An 18,310-nucleotide genomic window follows, 5' to 3' on the forward strand; every position below is an offset into this window, starting at 1 on the left:
GGGACCCATGGTCTTGTCCATCGACTCTCAATTCATATCGAAGCGGAGGAGTACCGCGTGATCTCTGAAAAAAATGCATTCAAGAGAGCGGGCCATCAACTTTTTTTTACCGGCCCGACGCTTTTCGCGTTTTTGGCGGTCGTCGTCGTTCCATTTATATACGGCATTTATTTGACCTTTTTTCAATGGGACGGAATCGCGACCGAGATGCCTTTTGTGGGCGTGAACAACTATATCGCCGTCTTTCATGATTCCAAATTTTGGGGCGCCATTTGGCTGACCCTCAAATACGTCGTTATCACTGTCGCTCTAGTTAATGCAATAGCTTTCTTATTGGCTTATTTCGTAACTTCGGGAAACAAGGGGCAAAATTTTTTCCGCACCATCTTTTTTGTGCCGAATTTGATCGGCGCGCTTGTGCTTGGATTTATTTGGCAGTTTTTATTCAACAGCTTTTTTGTTGCCATCGGTCAAAAATTTGCTTTGGAAATATTCGCGACCTCCTGGTTGGGCGATGAACATAAAGCTTTTTGGGCGCTTGTCCTTGTTACGGTTTGGCAAAATGTCGGCTACATGATGGTTATTCTCATTGCCGGTCTGATGAGCGTGCCGAAAGATATACTGGAAGCGGCGACGATTGACGGCGCAAGCAGTTGGACCCGGCTTACCCGCATGGTGCTGCCGCTGATGGTGCCGGCGTTTATCGTGACGATATTCCTGACGCTGAGAAACGGATTCATGATCTACGACTTGAATTTGGCGCTGACGAAAGGCGGCCCGTTCGGAAGCACGATCATGGCTTCCATGCACATTTATAACAAAGCGTTTCAGGCTCACGATTACGGATTGGGTCAGGCGGAAGCTTTCATTTTGTTCTTCCTGGTCGCAGGCGTAACCACCCTTCAAGTTTATTTCAGCAAAAAATTGGAGGTTGAAGCCTAATGAGAGCAAGTCATCTCGTTCAACAAACACTTATTTATATCATTTTATCGGTGGCGCTGATCGTTTTTGGCTTCCCTTTTTTGCTGGTTTTGCTGAATTCGTTTAAAACGAACGCGCAAATCGTCGAATCGATCGTTTCTTTGCCGACTTCGCTTCATTTTACGAACTTCGCCATTGCCATGGATAAAATGAATTATTGGGGCAGCCTGTGGAATACGGTCGTGATCACGCTCCTGAGCGTTGTATTGATCTCGCTGCTGACCTCCATGACCGCTCATTATTTCGTGCGGAACAATACGAAGCTGAACAACACGTTTTTTTTCATGATGGTCTCCTCGATGATCATCCCGTTCCAGTCGATTATGATCCCGCTCGTTTCCGTATACGGCCAAAAGCTCGGGTGGATTCAAGCGCAGCCGCAGCTGACGCTGATTTTCATGTATCTCGGATTCGGCAGTTCGCTCTCGGTGTTCATTTACCACGGTTTTGTGAAAGGGATTCCCCTTGAGCTGGAAGAAGCGACGCTGATCGACGGGTGCAACCGGCGGCAAACGTTTTTCAAAATCGTGCTGCCGATCTTAACGCCGACTACCGTCACGATTGGCATTTTGAACATATTGTGGATCTGGAACGACTATTTGCTTCCCGTTTTGATTTTGCAAAATGCGGGGCAAGACAAGCTGACTTTACTGCTCGCGGTAAAAGTGTTCAGCGACACCTACTCGACCAACTACGAGCAGTTTTTGCCGGCAGTCTTGATGATTGTGCTTCCGCTGTTCATCGTCTATATGTTTGCCCAGCGCTACATTATTCAAGGGGTTACGCAGGGTGCGATCAAATAATTTCGGAAAGCGCAGGTATGTCAAGTGGGACGATTAACGCAATTCACGCATAAGGAAGCGATAGAAAAAGCCCAGGCTTCGATTGAAGCGGCGCTCGCCAAAGACATTCCGGACCCGCACCGGCTGCTTTATCACGCGAGTCCGCCGGTCTATTGGATGAACGACCCGAACGGCTTGATTTTTTATAATGGCGAATATCATTTGTTTTATCAGCATAATCCGTATGCTCCGACTTGGGGAAACATTCACTGGGCGCACATGAAAAGTAAAGATCTGATTCATTGGGAGCATCTTCCCATTGCTTTGGCCCCGAATGAAGAGTATGACATTGACGGATGTTTCTCCGGCAGTGCAATAGAGCATGAGAACCGGTTATACGTATTTTATACCGCAAATATATTTACTTCGCCTCAAGGTTTGCCCGACGATTTGTTCCAGCAGCAGTGCATGGCGGTGTCGGCGGACGGAATCGAATTTGCGAAAGCCGGCGTGAACCCGCTGATTTCCGCTCCTCCGGCCGATATCGGCCAAACCAATCATTTCCGCGACCCGAAAGTTTGGAAACATAACGGAATTGGGTACATGGTGCTCGGAACGAAAAAAGACGAACGCGGTAAAGTGATCCTGTACCGGTCGAGCGATTTGACGCGCTGGGATTTTGTCGGCGTCCTGACCGAAAGCGACGGCACGATGGGGTACATGCACGAATGCCCGGACCTGTTCGAATTGGGGGGCAAACATATTTTAGCCTTTTCCCCGCAAGGCGTGGAAGGCTGGGGAGCGCCGAACGTATCGGGATACTATGTCGGCGAGCTCGATTACGAGCGCGGAACATACGAGCATGGCCGATTCCGGCTTTTGGATGAGGGGTTTAACTTCTACGCCCCGCAGACGATGACGGATGATCGCGGTAGGCGGATTTTGTTCGGCTGGATGCCTATGGAGGAAGGTACCGGCAAAACTTGGGCAGGCTGCATGACGATTCCGAGAGAGCTTCGCTATTCCGAAGAACGCGGGCTGCAAATTCAACCGGTCGACGAAATGAAGCTGCTCCGCCGCAATCCGATTGGCGAGCACAACTACTGTGTTGCGCCCGGCCGGCTGCATACCATCCGGGGTATTTCCGGCGAATGCGTCGAGCTGAGAATCCGGGTCGATCTGCAGCAAACGGATGCGAGCGGGTTCGGCTTGCAGGTTCGGGCGTCGGAAGACGGCGAGCAGAGAACGGTCATTCGATACGATGCGGCCGCAAAGCAAGTCGTTTTCGACAGAACGCATTCCGGCGGCGGAGTCGCGGGAATCAGAACGTGTCAAATAGCGGAGTCCGATAACGGGATTTTGACTTTGCATTTATTTTTGGACCGGTCGACACTGGAGCTGTTCGTTAACGAAGGCGACCATGTGATGTCCGGATATATATTCCCGGAGCCGACGAGCAGGGATATCCGCTTTTTTTCGGAAAACGGATCGACGTTCATTCGCGATATCGATTTTTGGGAATTGGCCGTTTAATGAGAAAAACCTCTATCGAAGTCTTTCGAGGATGCCGGCATAGCATGAAAAACCTATGAATGACCAATATCACCAGCCATTCGCAGATAACCTGCAAAAAAGAGACTTTCCAAAAACTTGCCCACTGTCAGTTGAGCACGTAAAATCTGCGAAAGTCAGACAGTGGAACTCGCGCAGAGCCGGATGGCCTGAACGCCTTGCTGTCTGGCTGCGCGGAGAAAGAAAGCCTGCAAAGTGCAGGTTTTCTTTCGTTCATACGCTGAAGACGAAACATTCCTGCATTTGTGCAGGCTTTTTGCCATTATCGAAAATTCCTGCCACAGCCTGCCTGCACGAAGAAAACCTGCAAAAATACATGAATTTATGTCCATGATCATTGGCCACGAACAATTCCTGCAAAAGTGCAGGCTTTTCACCGAACACATGGACACAGGCTCACTTTCGGCAAAAATTCCTGCACTTTTGCAGGTTTTCCGCCATAATAAGCCAATTCCGCAGGAAATACCTGCACTTTTGCAGGTTTTCTCCCTACCAAGCCGCTTCCTGTCCAATTATGCGGTTCCACGACCTACACCGGGAGAGGCGCGCGTTGGAGCCCCACTGCCCCCACTGATTCCCCTAACCTTAACAAAGTGTCTCGACTTTCTTAGGTTTTTCACCCCAGACCAACCTGCCAAGCCGCCATATGACCACCCGCCGTGCAGTACTGCAACCTGCACCGGGAGAGGCGCTCATTAGGAAAGAGCCATTGCACAACGCCAGCACCACAGTCTTTGGACGGCAAAAGAACATGTGTTGCAAAAGCGTCCTGATGGCGTTAAAAAAGTGCGCGGTACCTCTTTCATGACGCCGGGCCGCGGTGTTCATTGAATCTACGCTTGCCAAAACCCGAGAATATATAAATTCTTATATGTCAAGGATAAACGACTCCGTCGTCCTTTTGGGACGAGCGCGTTTATCAAGGTAGATGCGAAGCAAAAGTATAAAACATATACTTTCTTATCTACTGAGATAAACCTCTATCGAGGTCTTTCGAGGATGTGAGGGCCGCGTTAAGAGGTAGGTTTATTCGCCGATAAGAATGCTGTTCTACGCGCTTTAGCGCTGTAAAGAATTAAACATTTTTATGCGGTCAAAAAAATGCAAAAAAGCAGCATTGGAGCCTCCCGCTCCGATGCTGCTTTTTTTCATGATAACGGATAAATGAGTACCGCATCGCCTTGCCGTCTGCCGCTCCCTCCCGCCGGGAGCCAGATGAGGCAATCCGCCTCTTTGATCGATACCATAATGCTCGATTTATCGATGCCCGCCGGCTTCACCCGTAGGCTGCCGTCCTCCACGCGGGTCGTACCTCTTATATAGCGGGGATAGGCCGAGCCTTTCTCATAATCGACATCGAGAAAAGCGCCGACCGCTTCCGGATATGGGGATTCGCAGCCCTGCATCGCCAGCAGGCTCGGCCTGACGAACAATTCGAATCCGACGAAGGCCGCTCCCGGATTGCCGGACAAAGCGAACAGCAGCTTGTCCTGCCATACCGCAGCGCTGGTCGGCGTCCCGGGCCGCATCGCCACTTTGTTGAATAAAAGCTTGCCGTCCCAGCGCCCGAATACGTCAACCAGCACGTCGTAGTCGCCGACCGATACGCCCCCCGACGTAATGACGAGATCCGCAGCGGCAAAAGCTTCGGCCAACGCCGCCTGGACGAGCGCCGGTTCATCCGCCAAAGCGGGCATGATCACAGGTACGCCGCCGGCGGCTTCCACCTGAGCGGCAAGCATGTAGCTGTTGCTGTTGCGGATGCGCCCCGGCTGCAAAGCTTCTTCGACGTTCAGCAGCTCGGAGCCTGTGGAAAAGATAGCCGCTACGGGCTTCTTGTACACGCTCACTTGGCTGCAGCCGAAGGAAGCGAGAATAGCGGCTTCCCCCGGGCCGATCCGCGCCCCCTGCCGAAGCAGCAGCTCGCCGGAGCGGATTTCTCCGGCCACCTGCGTTATGTTGCTTCCTTCGGGAAGCGCTTTTTTTATAAGCACGGACGAAGCTTGTCCGTGATCGGGATGAGCGAGGCTGTCGGTCATCTCCAGCATGACGATAGCGTCGGCCCCGTCCGGCACCGGCGCTCCGGTCATGATGCGGGCCGCCGCCCCGGACATAAGCGTCTCCCGCGGCATCGTACCGCTTGGAATATGCTCGGTGACGGCGAGCCTGACAGGCTGTTCGGGAGACGCCCCGCGAATATCTTCCGCCCGCACGGCGTAGCCGTCAACGCCCGATCTGCGAAAGTGCGGAACCGGGTGATCCGCATGCACCGGGCCGGCCAGCCTTCTGCCGTATGCGGAAGCCAGCGGGACCGTCTCGATAGCGGTGCGGACCAAGTGGCTGTGAAGCCGCTCCCGGGCTTGCTCGACGGAAATCGCCGTGCGCCCGAATTTCAAGTTCATATTGCTGCTCACGAATAGCTTCCTCCAGTCCTCAGCCGCCGATCTGGGACATCCGCCGCATAGTAGGCATGTGGGATTGCTCCTGATTCATCAGCGCCAGAGCCATCTCATGATTTTGCGGTTTGATGTCCAGAGCGCGGAAAAACAGTTGTTCAACGGCCGCGTCATCCCCGACATATTTTCTGACGTTGAATTCATCCGACCAATATAAGCAGGGCTTGATGTTGCCGTCCGCAGTCATTCTCAGACGGTTGCATGTTTCGCAAAAATGGTCGCTGATCGGATGAATGAGCCCGAAAGAGCCCTGCGCCCCCTCGATCCGGTAATCCCGTGAAGGACCGTTTCCGTACACCGCTTCAGCCGGCATGGCGCTCCAGCCTTTGGCCGCGCAGCGGTCGAGCACAGTGCTTAGCGGAATGTAGCGGCTTTTCCATTCATCGTCCTGATGCCCGATCGGCATATATTCAATAAACCTCACCTGAATGGCGCGGTCGATGGTCATCTGCAAAAAATCCTCGATTTCATCATCGTTGATGCCTTTCATGAGCACTACATTCAGCTTGATGGGCACAATCCCCAAGCGGTAGGCCGCTTCGATGCTTTCCAGCACGCGCCGGATGTCGCCGCCGCGGGTAATGAAAGAAAAGCGGTCCGCTTTCAGCGAATCCAGACTAATATTGATCCGGGTCAGCCCGGCCGCACGAAGCTTTTCGGCGCGCGAGGCAAAATAAATGCCGTTCGTCGTTAAAGCGATATCTTCAATTCCGGGGATTGCCGACAGCATCCTGATCAATTGATCCAAATTTTTGCGCACAAGAGGCTCTCCGCCGGTCAATCTCAGCTTGCGGACGCCGAGACCTGCGAGCACGCGCACTACTTCCGCAATTTCTTCAAAAGTCATCAGTCTGCTTTCGGGCTCAAATTCCATTCCCTCTTCAGGCATACAGTAAACGCAGCGTAAATTGCAGCGATCCGTAACGGATATGCGCAAATAATCATGCACACGCCCGAATCGGTCTATGAGCTGTTTTGGCATAAGAGTTCACCTTCTCTCTATGTCAATTATGGCATATTTCCTCACAAAAGCACAGTGATTCAATGAGATATCCTCATAATTAAACTTGTCAAAATAAAGAAACTAGCTGTCCTCACTCTTCAATGTGAGATTTCATTCCATTAAATACAGACTCGTACTCCTCCGGCGTGTTGAGATTCGCCGCAAACCGCGGCGGTATGCCCCGCTCCAGAAAAAAGTCATCGTCCGCCGCCAACCAGTCGATCCGGTCGAGCAAATCCATCAGCCGGTGCTGCTTCTGCCGCAGCATAGTATCCGCTGCCGCGCCGATCCGCCTGGCGTAGACGCCGTGCAGCGGATGCCTGCGCCCGCCGATCACGGGCACGACCGCATCGCAGCCCGCTTGTGCAGCCAGTTCGCTCATCGCCCGCGCCGCTTCCGCTGAGATGAACGGCATGTCGCAGCCGACGATCCACAGCAGCTCATGCTCCGCCTCCGCCGCCACGCACGCGGCGTGTATGCCCCCGAGCGGCCCCGCCTGCACATACAGGTCGGGGATGCAGCCGACTGCCGTATCCGCAAATCCGGCAAGGACCGGCTCCACCGCTTCCGGGCTGTTCGTAACGACGAGCGTCCGGCGGCAAAGCTTCGCCATTTCGGCGAGCTGTACGAGCAGCATCGGCCTGCCTCCGTAAGGCAGGAGCGCCTTCATCCGGCCGCCCATGCGGCGGTTCAGCCCTCCGGCCAAAATGACGCCGGCGATCATGGCTCCAGCTCGGCAAGCCGCTTCTGAAACGACTGCCGCCAGCTGCCGGACAAAGCCTCTACGGCCAAAATACGGCGGATGCCCTCGACATTGTCCTTGTCATGATATTTAATCCGGTTGGCATAAGCGACCGTTACTCCTGCGGGATCTTTGGCGAGCAGCTTCACCTTGGGAGAGACAGGAATCGCGCCTTCCTGCAAAACCCGAAAATAATACCCGGTAAAACCGCTATCCTGCACCCGGACGGGCAAATCGACGACATCGTACCGCTTCGCCAGCTTAAAACAAGGCTGTCTCGGCTGAGACACCTGCACGACCGCATCTCCGATCTCATACGTGTCGCCGATGCCCACTTCCTCTTCCAGAAGCCCGCGCACCGTCAAATTTTCACCGAACGCTCCGTACGTCATTTCCTTTTCCAACGTGCTCTCCCAGTAAGCGTAATGCTCCACGCAGTAAACGCATAGCGCTTTATCCTCGCCGCCGTGATAGACCAGGTCGGCCTGGCCGTCTCCGTCAAGCTGGGTTTTGGACACATGCAAAGGAGAGCTGACCGGAGATTTATAAATCCCCGTAACCAGCTCTTTTCCGCCAAACTCAAACGTCTGCGGCATCCCGACATTAACAGACAAAATTTCCATAAACCATACCCTCATTTCCGATCAGCGCCCGTTTTCATAACTATATCAAAAAACGCCGGGAAAGTCAGTCAGGTATTCCCCTGATTTTACCCTTGATATTACCCTCGGTTCACCCACGCATCGTTATCGTAGCCTCTCACTTCCCAATATCCGATGTGCTCCTTGTCGATCAATTCGATAGCCTGCAGCCATTTGACCGATTTGTAGGCGTACATTTTCGGCACGATCAGGCGCACCGGACCGCCCAGCTTTTGCGGGATCGGCTTGCCGTCCATCATGACGGCGACCATCACGTCGTCCATCTCCGCCTGCTCCAGCGACAAAGCATCCGTATACACTTTATCGCCGGAATAAAATTTGACGAATTTGGCGTCCGGCTTAACTCCGGCCGCTGCCAGCAGCTGCTTCAGCGGAATGCCTTCCCAAGTGCAATTGTAAACCGACCAGCCGGTCACGCAGTGAAAATTGCTCACCTGCACGGTGCGCGCGAGCTTCAGGAACTGCTCCCAGTTCCACACCGCCGGGCGCTCGACAAGTCCTGATACGGCGAACTGCCACGTATCCGAGGAAAAGGCGGGAATTTCCGTAACCGTGTACACGCGGAAATTTCCCTGCGCCCCGCCGCCGATGACAGCGGCGGAGTCGGGCAAGGGCTCCGGCGGCGGAAGCATGCGGTTGCCGTCGGCCGAGGCCACCTCGGCGATGTCGCTGCCGCCGGTGTCGAGCGCGCCTTTCAGCCAGCGGTAAAAGGCGGGGCCGACCCCGATCACGAGCAGCAGCCCTGCGGCAAGCCGCAGGAACGATGCGCGTGTGATCGGCGAATCTTTCAGCGCGGCGATGACCGCCTGCGCTGCCTTGTGCGCCGCCGACGGCTGAGCCTCGGCGGCGGCAGGTTCGGGCTCGGCCGCCGATGGCTGGGCCTCGGCGGGCCGTGCCGCGGCAGCGGCGGCTTGCTCCGCGCGCTGGCGGCGCTTCAGCCATCTGCTGCGCGAGATGGCGTGGTAGAGGGCATACGGCACTCCGAACCAGGTCAGCAGATCATGGATGAGGAGTGCCGTGTTGTTCCAGGCCGGCGGCAGGTGGCGNGCGCTTCAGCCATCTGCTGCGCGAGATGGCGTGGTAGAGGGCATACGGCACTCCGAACCAGGTCAGCAGATCATGGATGAGGAGTGCCGTGTTGTTCCAGGCCGGCGGCAGGTGGCGGAACTGCCACAGGACGACGCCCGACGCGCTCCAGCCGAGCAGGAGCGCGAGCACGAGCAGCAAATTGCCGCGCTGGCCCCTGCGCCCGCGGATTTGCCGCCAGTGCTTGCGGATCATCGGCGCATACAGCGCGATGAGCAGAATCGAAGCGACGCCAAGCACAATATGCAGCTGCTTGAGCGTCACCCGGAAGCCGCCGAGATCCCCGCGAATCGCGCCGATGCTGAGCACGACGCCCGTAATCGTCAGCAGCAGCAAAACCCACGCGTTCCAGCTGTGAATCCGATTGAGCCGTTTGCCGAATGACTGCTTCAGCCAGCCTCTTTTGTCATCCATGATCCCACGTCCTTTTTCAATACGTTTCGTTACACTCAGCATAACGCATAAACATTAAAAAAGGCTTATGAAATCGGGAGGCGGACAAATATTTTTTAGATAGCATTAAATCATTTAACTATTTACCTTTTTATGCAATAATAAACTTATATACCAATATATTGCTAGTTTACAACTGGAGGGCCGACTGAATGGAGTCAGAAAATAGCAAATTATTGCTGCTTTTATCCCCTAATTTTCACGCTTTGAATGCCGGTTTACAGGAAGAGGTTTTTAAGCTTTACTATTATTTGAACTATAGTTCGATTATGTATATGGTAAAAGACCATGGCGCCGCCGAAGATATTATTCAGGAGACCTTTTTGAAAATTTTATATAAAGGGCCGAATCTCGGTGACGAGAAGCAATTCATCGCCTGGATGAAGGTGCTGGTCCGTAATGCAACGATTAATTATTTGCGCAAAGCAAAAAAAATCCGTAACGAAGTCGACGTAGAAAGCGTCTTTTTTAAAGATGAGCCAATCGCCGATCTCGAACCTGTCGAAGCTCAAATCGAAGCCATTCTGCTGGAAGAATCCATTGCAAAAAATTTGAAAAACTTAAAGTTCGAGTACCAGCTGCTGATCGAGCTGAAATGGAAGAATCAACTCACTAACAAGGAAATTGCCTCCATGCTCAATTGCTCGGAAAATACGATTAAGCAGAGACTTCATCGCGCCCGTGCGGCATTAAAGAAAAAAATGAAGCTGAAATGGGGAAGTTTGGATGAAAAAGGAAGAACTTGAAAAGCTGTTTGATGAGGCATTTTCCAAAGCTGCGGGAAAAATGCCTTCCCCCCATATCCCAAGCCATAAAGACGCCTGGCATCAAGTTCGGCCCAAAATCAAGCGGATGCAGCGGCGAAGAGCGATCCGCAAAGCGTCTGTCAGGATCGGCGTAATCGCCGCTTCCGTATTGCTCGGTGCCATCCTGTTTGGAAACCCGAAGGTTTCAACGGCTTTTACCCCGCTTTATCAAACGGTGGAGGAGCTTCCGGATCACATGATCTCCTTCTTTTTCGGAAATAAGGACACCCCCGGTACGAAAGCCAAAACCGCTCCTCCCAGCCCTGCGGAAGTTTCGCCAACCAAGCACAATAATGAGACCGAAACGATAATCATTGACCCGAATAATTCCGGCGATAAGCTTGCTTTTGCTCCTCCCCGTTTCGACTATATTCCCGACCGGTACCAGTTAACGGAAACCAGCGCAAATGTAAATTCGGACGAGCAGAAGTCGAAGCAAATCTTTTTTACCTTTACCAATCAGCAGCAGCAAGTGCTGCGCATTTTCCTCAGCCGGCTGGAAGACAATACGACGATCGGCTCGGGGGCCGGACAGGATGAACCGATGGAAACCGTTCGGCTTGACGGCGGGACGGCTTATTTTACCGCCGCCAAAGACGGCGTCAACAAACTCGAAGTGTTGAAAGCCAATTATTACGTTTACATGATCGGCAGCATTTCAAAGGAAGAGATGATTAAGGTGGCCGAAGGCATATCCCCTTCCTCTTGAAAGCAAACTGGAAAACATCCGGTTCGGTCCGGTCCGTACTTTAGGGCGCGTGCGTCCGGATGCTTTTCCTGTTTCATGCGGGTTCCACGATGGTCAATCGACCAGGAGATAATCCGAAAACCGTTCTCCCTGCTCGTACGTCCCGCCACTCGTCACCCAATGGACCGTTTTCACCCGGTAATAATACCCGGTAGGCACGGTATATGACGTGCCGTTGGTGTATACGTCCTTGCCGGATGTGCTGTAAGCTGCTCCGGAATCCACGTTTTGCCACACCGTACCGCTCCATTTTTGCAAATACAGCGTTATCCCGATCGAATCCACCTTTTCATAAGCCAGAGTCGTTCCGGAAATGCTCACTTTGCCGGAGGATTTTTGCGACAACTGGTTGAAGCCGTCCAGCAAATACTTATGATCCGGGTTAAAAAAGCCCAAAATGCCGAATTCCGCAACCGGAGGCGGAGTCTTCGCACCGCCATCCCGGATGGCCGCGGCATGGCTTGTGACGCTGAAGGCCGAGAACATAATTAAAAGGACAAGCGTGTACACCGCAATTTGACGTTTCACAATTTTTATCAACATGATTCATCCTTTCGAAATTAGGAATACAGCCTCTTTCTTGACATTTCGGCCGTTAAGATGGACCGGATCGCTCCCGCGACCTTCTCCTTTTCCGTCTCCGCCAGCAAATACATATGGCCGCCCCGGAAATCATGGTAGCGGACGCGCCGGGCCCATTTTTTCCAGACAACCGCATATTTCATGCATTTCTCATCTTGCTCTCCGTTGAAAATAAACACAGGTGTCTCCAGGACCGAATGGTCGTTATGCTTAAAGCTTTCCAGCGCTTTAAAATCCGCTCTGAAGGCCGGCAGGAAAAAGTCCAGGACCTCCCTCGCCGCCGCCATCTCCGGCGGAATTCCGCCAATGCCGATGATGTATTCAAGCAGCGCTTCGTCATCCAGATGGCTGACCGTTGTGCGGATGATATTCGGAGGCTGGGCTCCTGAAATAATGACCGCTTGCGGAACAATCCCCTGCCGCTCCAGCTTTTGCGCAAGCCGGTACACCATCAGTCCGCCCATGCTGTGCCCAAACAGGACAAACGGCTTGTCGAGCCGGGGCAGCAAGGCCTGCCGGTAAAGCTCCGCCAGCTGCTCGAAATCGTCAACCAGCGGCATGCGGTTGTTCCCGTGTCCCGGAGGCTCTATGGCCAGCATTTCGCCGTAACCCTGCAGATAAGGCTGCAGCAGGCGAAACGACGCGGAATATCCCCCCGCGAAAGGGAAGCAGATCAATTGCGGTTCGTGGGACGCATGGCCCAATTGCCGGATGAGTTCGTTCATACTTATTTAGCCTCCAACATGCAATATTGCTGCTGTAAAATCCGTCCGATGATCGATGCATTCAAGGAAACCGGATGCCCTTGCAGCATCTCATCATGCCTGCCATAGCCTTGATGCTTCAGGAAGGACGAAGTTGTCGCTTCCTCCCACGCCGACAGCCAGGCGGGCAGAACGGCTTCGGAGCCGTCGTTTTGCGCCTTTATCAAATGAATCTCCGCCGCGATCCGGCCGGAGAGCACCATCTCGACATAATACGTGTAGCTGGCTTTCATTTTGCGCGAAAGACCTCGCCGGATCGTCTCGATTTGCAGGTAAGGATTATCCTTGTTCGCTTCCATCAGCACCTTCACGTCGTGCTCCACCGTGCGTCCCTCCAGATTGCTGACGCCCGTTTTCCGGTAAGCATCGACCATAATGACGCGTTCCACGGAGCGCCCCCGCGCTTCCAGGGCTTTGGCCACCTCAAACGCCAGACCGCCTCCGGCCGAATAGCCGAGCAGGGTGAGCGTTCCTTCCGGCTGAAGCTCGATCATCATGTCGGCGTATTGCCGGACCCGGTCCTCCGTCTCGATAAAATCGAAAGCGTACAGCCGGTACTCCGGCAGCTGCTTCGCCAGATCATGAAACAGAATCCCGTAACCAAGCACCGGCGGGAAAACGAACAGGTTGCTTTGCGCCTCGGGGTTGAACGTCGTCATTTCCCTGGGGTGCCGCGTTATCGGGCTTTGACCGGCCGCTTCATCCTGCAGGCAAGCCGCCAAGGCGCTGATCGTCGGCGCTTCAAATAACGTTCCGACCGGCACGTCCCGGCCGAACTCCTTGAGGATTTGAGCGCAAAGCGCCATCGCCTTCAGGGAATGTCCGCCCAAAGCGAAGAAGTTGTCGTGTACGCCTACCTGCGACACCCCAAGCACCTCGGTCCACAACCGGACCAGCCTCGATTCGGTGCCGTTCCGCGGCGGTGTTTTGGCCGCGGCCGCACTCCGGCTTTCCTGCGGTTTGGGGAGCAGCCGCCGGTTGACTTTGCTGTTGGCCGTCAGCGGCAGCTTCTCCAGTTGAACGAACGCGGAGGGAACCATATAGGCGGGCAGCACATCGGCCAAATAGCGGCCCAGATCCTCCGCCGTCAGGTCGGCCCCCCGCTCGCCGACCACATAGGCGTATAAAGTCATATCCCCCATTTCACTGCGGTCTGCGAGGACGATCGCCTCTTTGACACGCTCATGGCCAAGCAGCCTGGTCTCGATTTCGCCCAGCTCGATCCGGTGGCCGCGCACCTTCACCTGATCGTCGATGCGGCCCATAAATTCGATGCTGCCGTCCTCCAGCCATCTCGCCAAATCGCCGCTGCGGTACATGGTTTGCCCCGGCATAAACGGATGCGGCACGAATTTCGCCGCCGTTAAATCCGGGCGGTTCAAATACCCGAGGGCCACGCCTTCGCCGCCAAGACACAGCTCGCCCACCGCTCCGACGGGCTGCAGTTGATTCCCCGGGCCGAGAATATAAGCGCCGGTCAAAGTCAGCGGCTTGCCGATCGGAATCGAAACGGCCGATCCGGAAATCTCCTGATCCACGGGATGGAACGTGGCAAAAACGGTCGTTTCGGTCGGGCCGTACACATGGATGATTTTGCCCGGACCCATGCCTTCCAGCGCCTTTCGCACATGATTTACCGAGGAGCGCTCCCCGCCGAACAAAACCTTGCGGATGCCGCTCATCCACGCGGTACCGGCGTCAACCAGCAAATGAAACAGCGCGGTCGTGACGAACATGACCGTAATCCGCTGCCGCTCGATCAATTGCATCAGCTTGCCGATGTGCATAATCGTTTCGCTGCCGGCGACGACCAGCTTGGCCCCGTTCAGCAGCGCCCCAAACAGGTCGAAGGTGAAGCCGTCAAACGCATAGTTCGATAAGGACAACAGCGTATCGTCCGGGCTAATGTCGATATAGTTCGTATGCTTGACGACCCGGGTGATGTTGGCGTGCGTCGTCAGCGTGCCTTTCGGATTCCCGGTCGTTCCTGACGTATAAATCACGTAAGCCAAATCGTCCGGGCCAGCCGCGGGTGCCGGATTTCCCATATCACCGCAATAAAGCGCCGGATCATCAAGAATCAAGCGAGGGCCTTCATGAAGCCCGGCAAGCCGATCTTCCAAAACCCGCTGCGTAAGCAGTAGCGAAGCGCCGCTGTCCTCCAACATGTAGCGGATGCGCTGCTCCGGATATTCCGGGTCGATCGGCAGATAAGCGCCGCCGGCTTTCAGCACGGCCATGATGCCGATAATCATCTCAGCGGAACGGTGCGCCAGCATCCCCACGATCGTGCCGCGGCCTACCCCCTCAGCCCGAAGCTTCCGGGCCAGTTGGTTGGCCCGCGCATTCAGCTCCGCATAGGTGAAGGTTGCTTCTTCCGTGACCAGCGCAATTTGGTCGGGCTTCCGCTTGACCTGAAGCTCGAACCACGCCGGGATCGGCAGCCGTACGGCGGGATGACGGGAGCCCTCGGCAACCTCGGGGTTAAACTCCGTCAACAGCCGGCGTTCTTCCTCCCCGGGAACAAGGCGCACTTCTCCAAGCCGAATGTCCAAATTTTGACAGACCTGATCGATAATTTCCAACAGCTGCTCCTGTAAACGCCCGATAAACGAAGGCTCAAACACCTGTGCGTTGTAGGCGATTTTCAAAATCAGCTCGTCGCCGGGCGAAGCCATCAGGTTCAGGTCGTAATTGGATTTCTCGTCCACGCTCGTGTGGCCCGTCGTAAAGCCCAAGTCCCGCTCCTCCTGCAGCGGATCGGTCTCCTGCAGCGGATAATTTTCAAACACGATGATATGATCGATTAATTCCGGCTGTCCCGCCTGGCTCTGAATATCGTAGAGGGGCACGTACCGGTGCGCCTCCGATTCCAGCAATTGGTCTTGAATCACGGAAACCAATTGTCCGAAAGACATCTCTTCACCAAGCCGGATCCGGCTCGGGACGACATTGATAAACAAGCCGACCATGCTCTCCACGCCGGCGATTTCCGCCGGGCGGCCCGAAGTGACCGTGCCGAATATGATATCGTCCGAGCGCTGATACCTGCCAAGCAGGACCGACCAGGCCGCCTGAAGGGCGGTGCTGAGCGTCGCCTGCCGCTGCCGGGCCAGTCCGGAAAAAGCACTGGTCCGCTCTTCGCTTAGCTTGAAATACGTTTCCGCCGCTGTATATCCTCCCGGAGCGGAAGGCTTATTGCGCTGCTCGGAGAACGTCGTCTGCCCGGCAAAACCGGCCAAATACCGTTCCCAATGGCTCAGCGACTTTTCCTTGTCCTGCCGCTCCAGCCATTTGATGTACTCTTTATAAGGCTTGACCGGCTGAAACCGGTACGGCTTGCCCTGCCGCAAAGAGCGGTATGCCTGGAACAGCTCCCGGGTGACGATGCCGAAGCACCAGCCGTCCAGCAAAATATGATGGTAGCTCCAAACCCACTCGTACCGGTCCGGTCCTGTTTGGAACACGGCAGCCCGCATCGGGATTTCCCGGGATAAGTCAAAGCCCGTTATTTTGTCCTGACGCTTATAAGCCTCAATGCGGCGCTTCCGCTCATCCTCCGCAAGGTCCGTAAGATCGATTTCTCGAATCGGCAGTTGTCTCTCCTTGAGCACGACCTGGACAGGACGCTTCATTTTTTCGTGGACAAACACAGTGCGAAAAATATCGTGCCGGTCCACGATCGCATCCATGCTCTTCTGCAGTAATTCCGTGCGGAAATCCCCCTTGACCGTGATGGCGATCTGCTCGATATAAAAGCTCTGGCCTGGATGCAGCAGCGTATGAAACAACATCCCTTCCTGCATCGGCGACAAGTAATAAATATCCTGCACCTGGTCCTTAGAAAATTGACTCAATTCGTTCGCCCCCACTGCAAGTTAGTTTAAATTTTCCGCCAGTACGTCGAAAATGTCCCCGACTTCCTCCATCTGCAAATCCCCCGCGCTGAAATCGCTTGGCGTAAACTCGCGGTCCTCCTTGGCGGTGCAATGCTCGATCAGCTCAAGCAGATGCCGCTTGAAGGCATCCATCCGGTCTCCGATCGTACTGCGCAAATATTGCTGCTTGTTGAAGGAGCACGTGACGATCAGGCGGCCGCCCCGAACCAGACCGCTGAAGTTCAACGCGTAGAGGCTTTCCGATTCCCGGCTGGTCTGATGACCCATGTCATAAGGCGAAGGGCCAAACAGCTCCGTCTGTACCTCTTGATCGAATTGGCCCAAGTAATTGAAGCTGATTTCCGGCGCCAGCTCAAACCGCAGCCCCGCTTTATGCGCCTCGTCCGTCAAATAGCGCAAAATCCCGTAGCCAACCCCTTTATGCGGAACGGAGCGCAAGGTTTCCTTCATGCTTTTGATCAAGTCCGGCAGCGGAGCGGAACGGTCGATATCCAGCACGAGCGGATACTGTGCGGTAAACCAGCCTACCGTGCGGGAAATGTTGATTCCCGGAATGATCTCTTCCCGGCCGTGCCCCTCCAGGTTGATCGCCATGGTCGGTTCCCCCGTCCAATCCCGGATCGCCAGGCTGAGCGCGCATAATAAAATATCGTTCATTTCCGTACCGTACGGCTCGTGAACCTTCGTCAGCAAGAGGCGCGTCTCTTCCGGCGAAAGCTCAAACGACAGGGCCCCCGCGTCCTTCACTTTGCGGGAAGCGGCCAGGTTATCCTTCGGAAGCGGAATGATGTGCGCCGTTTCCAGCTCCCGCCAGTAATACCGCTGCTTCAGGAAGGCTTCGGAATTCGCATAGTCCGCAAGTCCCGCCGCCCAGTCCTTGAAGGAGTTCGTTTTTTCCTGGAATGCAATGCGCTCTCCTCTCACCGCCTGCCGGTAACCGGAAACTATATCCTCCAGCAAAATGCGCCAGGATACGCCGTCGACGACCAAATGGTGGATGGCCAGCAGCAGATGGTCGCCTTGATCCGTTTGGAACATCGCCGCTTGCAGCAGCGGTCCCCGGTTCAGCTCGAACCTGCCCTGCACCTCGTTGGCATGGGCGGAAATGCGCCCTTCCAAACCGGTTGCGCCGCGCAGATCAATAATCTCCAGATGGCAATCGTCCTCGACCTTGGATAAGCCCTGGTTGTACTGCACGATCCGTTCGTCCTGCTGCGTAAAAACGATGCGAAGCGCGTCGTGGTGCTCGAGTATGCGATTCAGCGTTTCCCGGAGCAGTCCGGGGTCAAAGCCGGACGGCGCATGCAGCATAATCGACTGGTTCCAGTGATGGCGATCGGTAAAGTTCCGTTCGAAAAACCACTGCTGAATCGGGGTCAGCAGCACTTCACCCTGTACCGGTCCCTGATCTGCCGGTTTCGTTTCGGCCCGCTGCAGGTAAGGAATCACCTGCTCGATCGTTGGGTGCTGGAACAGGTCCTTCATCTCCAGCTTCCATCCCTGCTTGTGCAGGCGGCTGCCCATCTGGATCGCCTTGATCGAATCGCCGCCCAGCGCGAAGAAATTGTCCCGCGTGCCGACGATCATCAGGCCCAGCACGTCCTGCCAAATCTCCGCCAGCAGCGTTTCCAGTTCGCTTGCCGGCTCCTTGTGATCCGCCGCCACCGCTGTCATTTCCGGCTGCGGCAGCGCCCGCCGGTCCACCTTGCCGTTGGGCGTCAGCGGCAGCTCACTCATCTGCACCCAGTGCTGCGGCACCATGTATTCCGGCAGC

General features: G+C 54.9%; 14 protein-coding genes. 5 read left to right on the forward strand and 9 right to left on the reverse strand.

Annotated elements, in window-relative coordinates; all coding sequences use genetic code 11:
- The first annotated feature begins 57 nt into the window (after positions 1-57).
- Genes AC6RNO_RS31525 through AC6RNO_RS31535 form a run of 3 tightly spaced genes read left to right on the forward strand, consistent with a single transcriptional unit; the run spans position 58 to position 3,296 of the window.
- Entirely contained in the window at positions 58-942 is an 885-nt protein-coding gene (locus AC6RNO_RS31525; RefSeq protein WP_474679884.1) for a carbohydrate ABC transporter permease, read from the forward strand.
- Positions 942-1,784 carry a carbohydrate ABC transporter permease gene (locus AC6RNO_RS31530; protein ID WP_474679883.1) on the forward strand — a complete coding sequence of 281 codons (843 nt, stop codon included), beginning with the start codon at positions 942-944 and terminating at the stop codon, positions 1,782-1,784. Before AC6RNO_RS31525 ends, AC6RNO_RS31530 begins: the two co-directional genes overlap by 1 nt.
- 24 nt (positions 1,785-1,808) lie before the next feature.
- A complete protein-coding gene (locus tag AC6RNO_RS31535) occupies positions 1,809-3,296 on the forward strand; it encodes a glycoside hydrolase family 32 protein (protein WP_488435349.1) in 1,488 nt (495 codons plus the stop codon).
- A 1,187-nt stretch (positions 3,297-4,483) separates the two neighbouring features.
- Here the strand turns inward: AC6RNO_RS31535 and AC6RNO_RS31540 are convergent.
- The 5 genes from AC6RNO_RS31540 to AC6RNO_RS31560 form a co-directional block, all read right to left on the reverse strand.
- Positions 4,484-5,749 (reverse strand): molybdopterin-binding protein, encoded by a 1,266-nt coding sequence (locus AC6RNO_RS31540; protein WP_497107872.1) that lies wholly within the window; start codon positions 5,747-5,749, stop codon positions 4,484-4,486.
- A 19-nt stretch (positions 5,750-5,768) separates the two neighbouring features.
- Positions 5,769-6,773, reverse strand: a complete 1,005-nt coding sequence (gene moaA, locus AC6RNO_RS31545; RefSeq protein WP_497107873.1) for a GTP 3',8-cyclase MoaA — start codon at positions 6,771-6,773, stop codon at positions 5,769-5,771.
- A 112-nt stretch (positions 6,774-6,885) separates the two neighbouring features.
- Positions 6,886-7,518 (reverse strand): NTP transferase domain-containing protein, encoded by a 633-nt coding sequence (mobA, locus tag AC6RNO_RS31550; RefSeq protein WP_497107874.1) that lies wholly within the window; start codon positions 7,516-7,518, stop codon positions 6,886-6,888.
- Complete coding sequence (locus tag AC6RNO_RS31555; protein ID WP_474679878.1) at positions 7,515-8,159, reverse strand: MOSC domain-containing protein; 645 nt, start codon at positions 8,157-8,159, stop codon at positions 7,515-7,517. The genes mobA and AC6RNO_RS31555 overlap by 4 nt, the downstream gene beginning before the upstream one ends.
- Before the next feature lie 98 nt (positions 8,160-8,257).
- Positions 8,258-9,178, reverse strand: coding sequence for a molybdopterin-dependent oxidoreductase (locus AC6RNO_RS31560; protein WP_497107875.1), 921 nt, complete (start codon positions 9,176-9,178; stop codon positions 8,258-8,260).
- Positions 9,179-9,889: 711 nt separating this feature from the next.
- Here AC6RNO_RS31560 and AC6RNO_RS31565 point away from each other — a divergent pair.
- Positions 9,890-10,483, forward strand: coding sequence for an RNA polymerase sigma factor (locus AC6RNO_RS31565; RefSeq protein ID WP_474679876.1), 594 nt, complete (start codon positions 9,890-9,892; stop codon positions 10,481-10,483).
- A complete protein-coding gene (locus AC6RNO_RS31570) occupies positions 10,464-11,252 on the forward strand; it encodes a DUF4367 domain-containing protein (RefSeq protein WP_497107876.1) in 789 nt (262 codons plus the stop codon). Before AC6RNO_RS31565 ends, AC6RNO_RS31570 begins: the two co-directional genes overlap by 20 nt.
- Before the next feature lie 93 nt (positions 11,253-11,345).
- Here the strand turns inward: AC6RNO_RS31570 and AC6RNO_RS31575 are convergent, their stop codons facing one another.
- From AC6RNO_RS31575 to AC6RNO_RS31590, 4 genes are all read right to left on the reverse strand, one after another.
- Complete coding sequence (locus tag AC6RNO_RS31575) at positions 11,346-11,834, reverse strand: DUF6147 family protein (protein ID WP_488435352.1); 489 nt, start codon at positions 11,832-11,834, stop codon at positions 11,346-11,348.
- A 17-nt stretch (positions 11,835-11,851) separates the two neighbouring features.
- Positions 11,852-12,598 (reverse strand): alpha/beta fold hydrolase, encoded by a 747-nt coding sequence (locus AC6RNO_RS31580; protein WP_497107877.1) that lies wholly within the window; start codon positions 12,596-12,598, stop codon positions 11,852-11,854.
- Positions 12,599-12,600: 2 nt separating this feature from the next.
- Positions 12,601-16,494: an amino acid adenylation domain-containing protein gene (locus AC6RNO_RS31585; protein WP_497107878.1), complete on the reverse strand. Its 3,894-nt coding sequence runs from the start codon at positions 16,492-16,494 to the stop codon at positions 12,601-12,603.
- 21 nt (positions 16,495-16,515) lie between these two features.
- Positions 16,516-18,310: condensation domain-containing protein (locus AC6RNO_RS31590; protein ID WP_497107879.1), on the reverse strand; the 1,795-nt coding region annotated here is incomplete at its 5' end.

The organism is Paenibacillus sp. sgz302190, from assembly GCF_059820445.1.

Bases quoted from the DNA above. Each gene is read 5' to 3' on its own strand.
- AC6RNO_RS31575 (WP_488435352.1), bottom strand. From the start codon at position 11,834: ATGTTGATAAAAATTGTGAAACGTCAAATTGCGGTGTACACGCTTGTC.
- moaA (WP_497107873.1), bottom strand. From the start codon at position 6,773: ATGCCAAAACAGCTCATAGACCGATTCGGGCGTGTGCATGATTATTTG.
- AC6RNO_RS31570 (WP_497107876.1), top strand. From the start codon at position 10,464: ATGAAAAAGGAAGAACTTGAAAAGCTGTTTGATGAGGCATTTTCCAAA.
- AC6RNO_RS31555 (WP_474679878.1), bottom strand. From the start codon at position 8,159: ATGGAAATTTTGTCTGTTAATGTCGGGATGCCGCAGACGTTTGAGTTT.
- mobA (WP_497107874.1), bottom strand. From the start codon at position 7,518: ATGATCGCCGGCGTCATTTTGGCCGGAGGGCTGAACCGCCGCATGGGC.
- AC6RNO_RS31580 (WP_497107877.1), bottom strand. From the start codon at position 12,598: ATGAACGAACTCATCCGGCAATTGGGCCATGCGTCCCACGAACCGCAA.
- AC6RNO_RS31530 (WP_474679883.1), top strand. From the start codon at position 942: ATGAGAGCAAGTCATCTCGTTCAACAAACACTTATTTATATCATTTTA.
- AC6RNO_RS31565 (WP_474679876.1), top strand. From the start codon at position 9,890: ATGGAGTCAGAAAATAGCAAATTATTGCTGCTTTTATCCCCTAATTTT.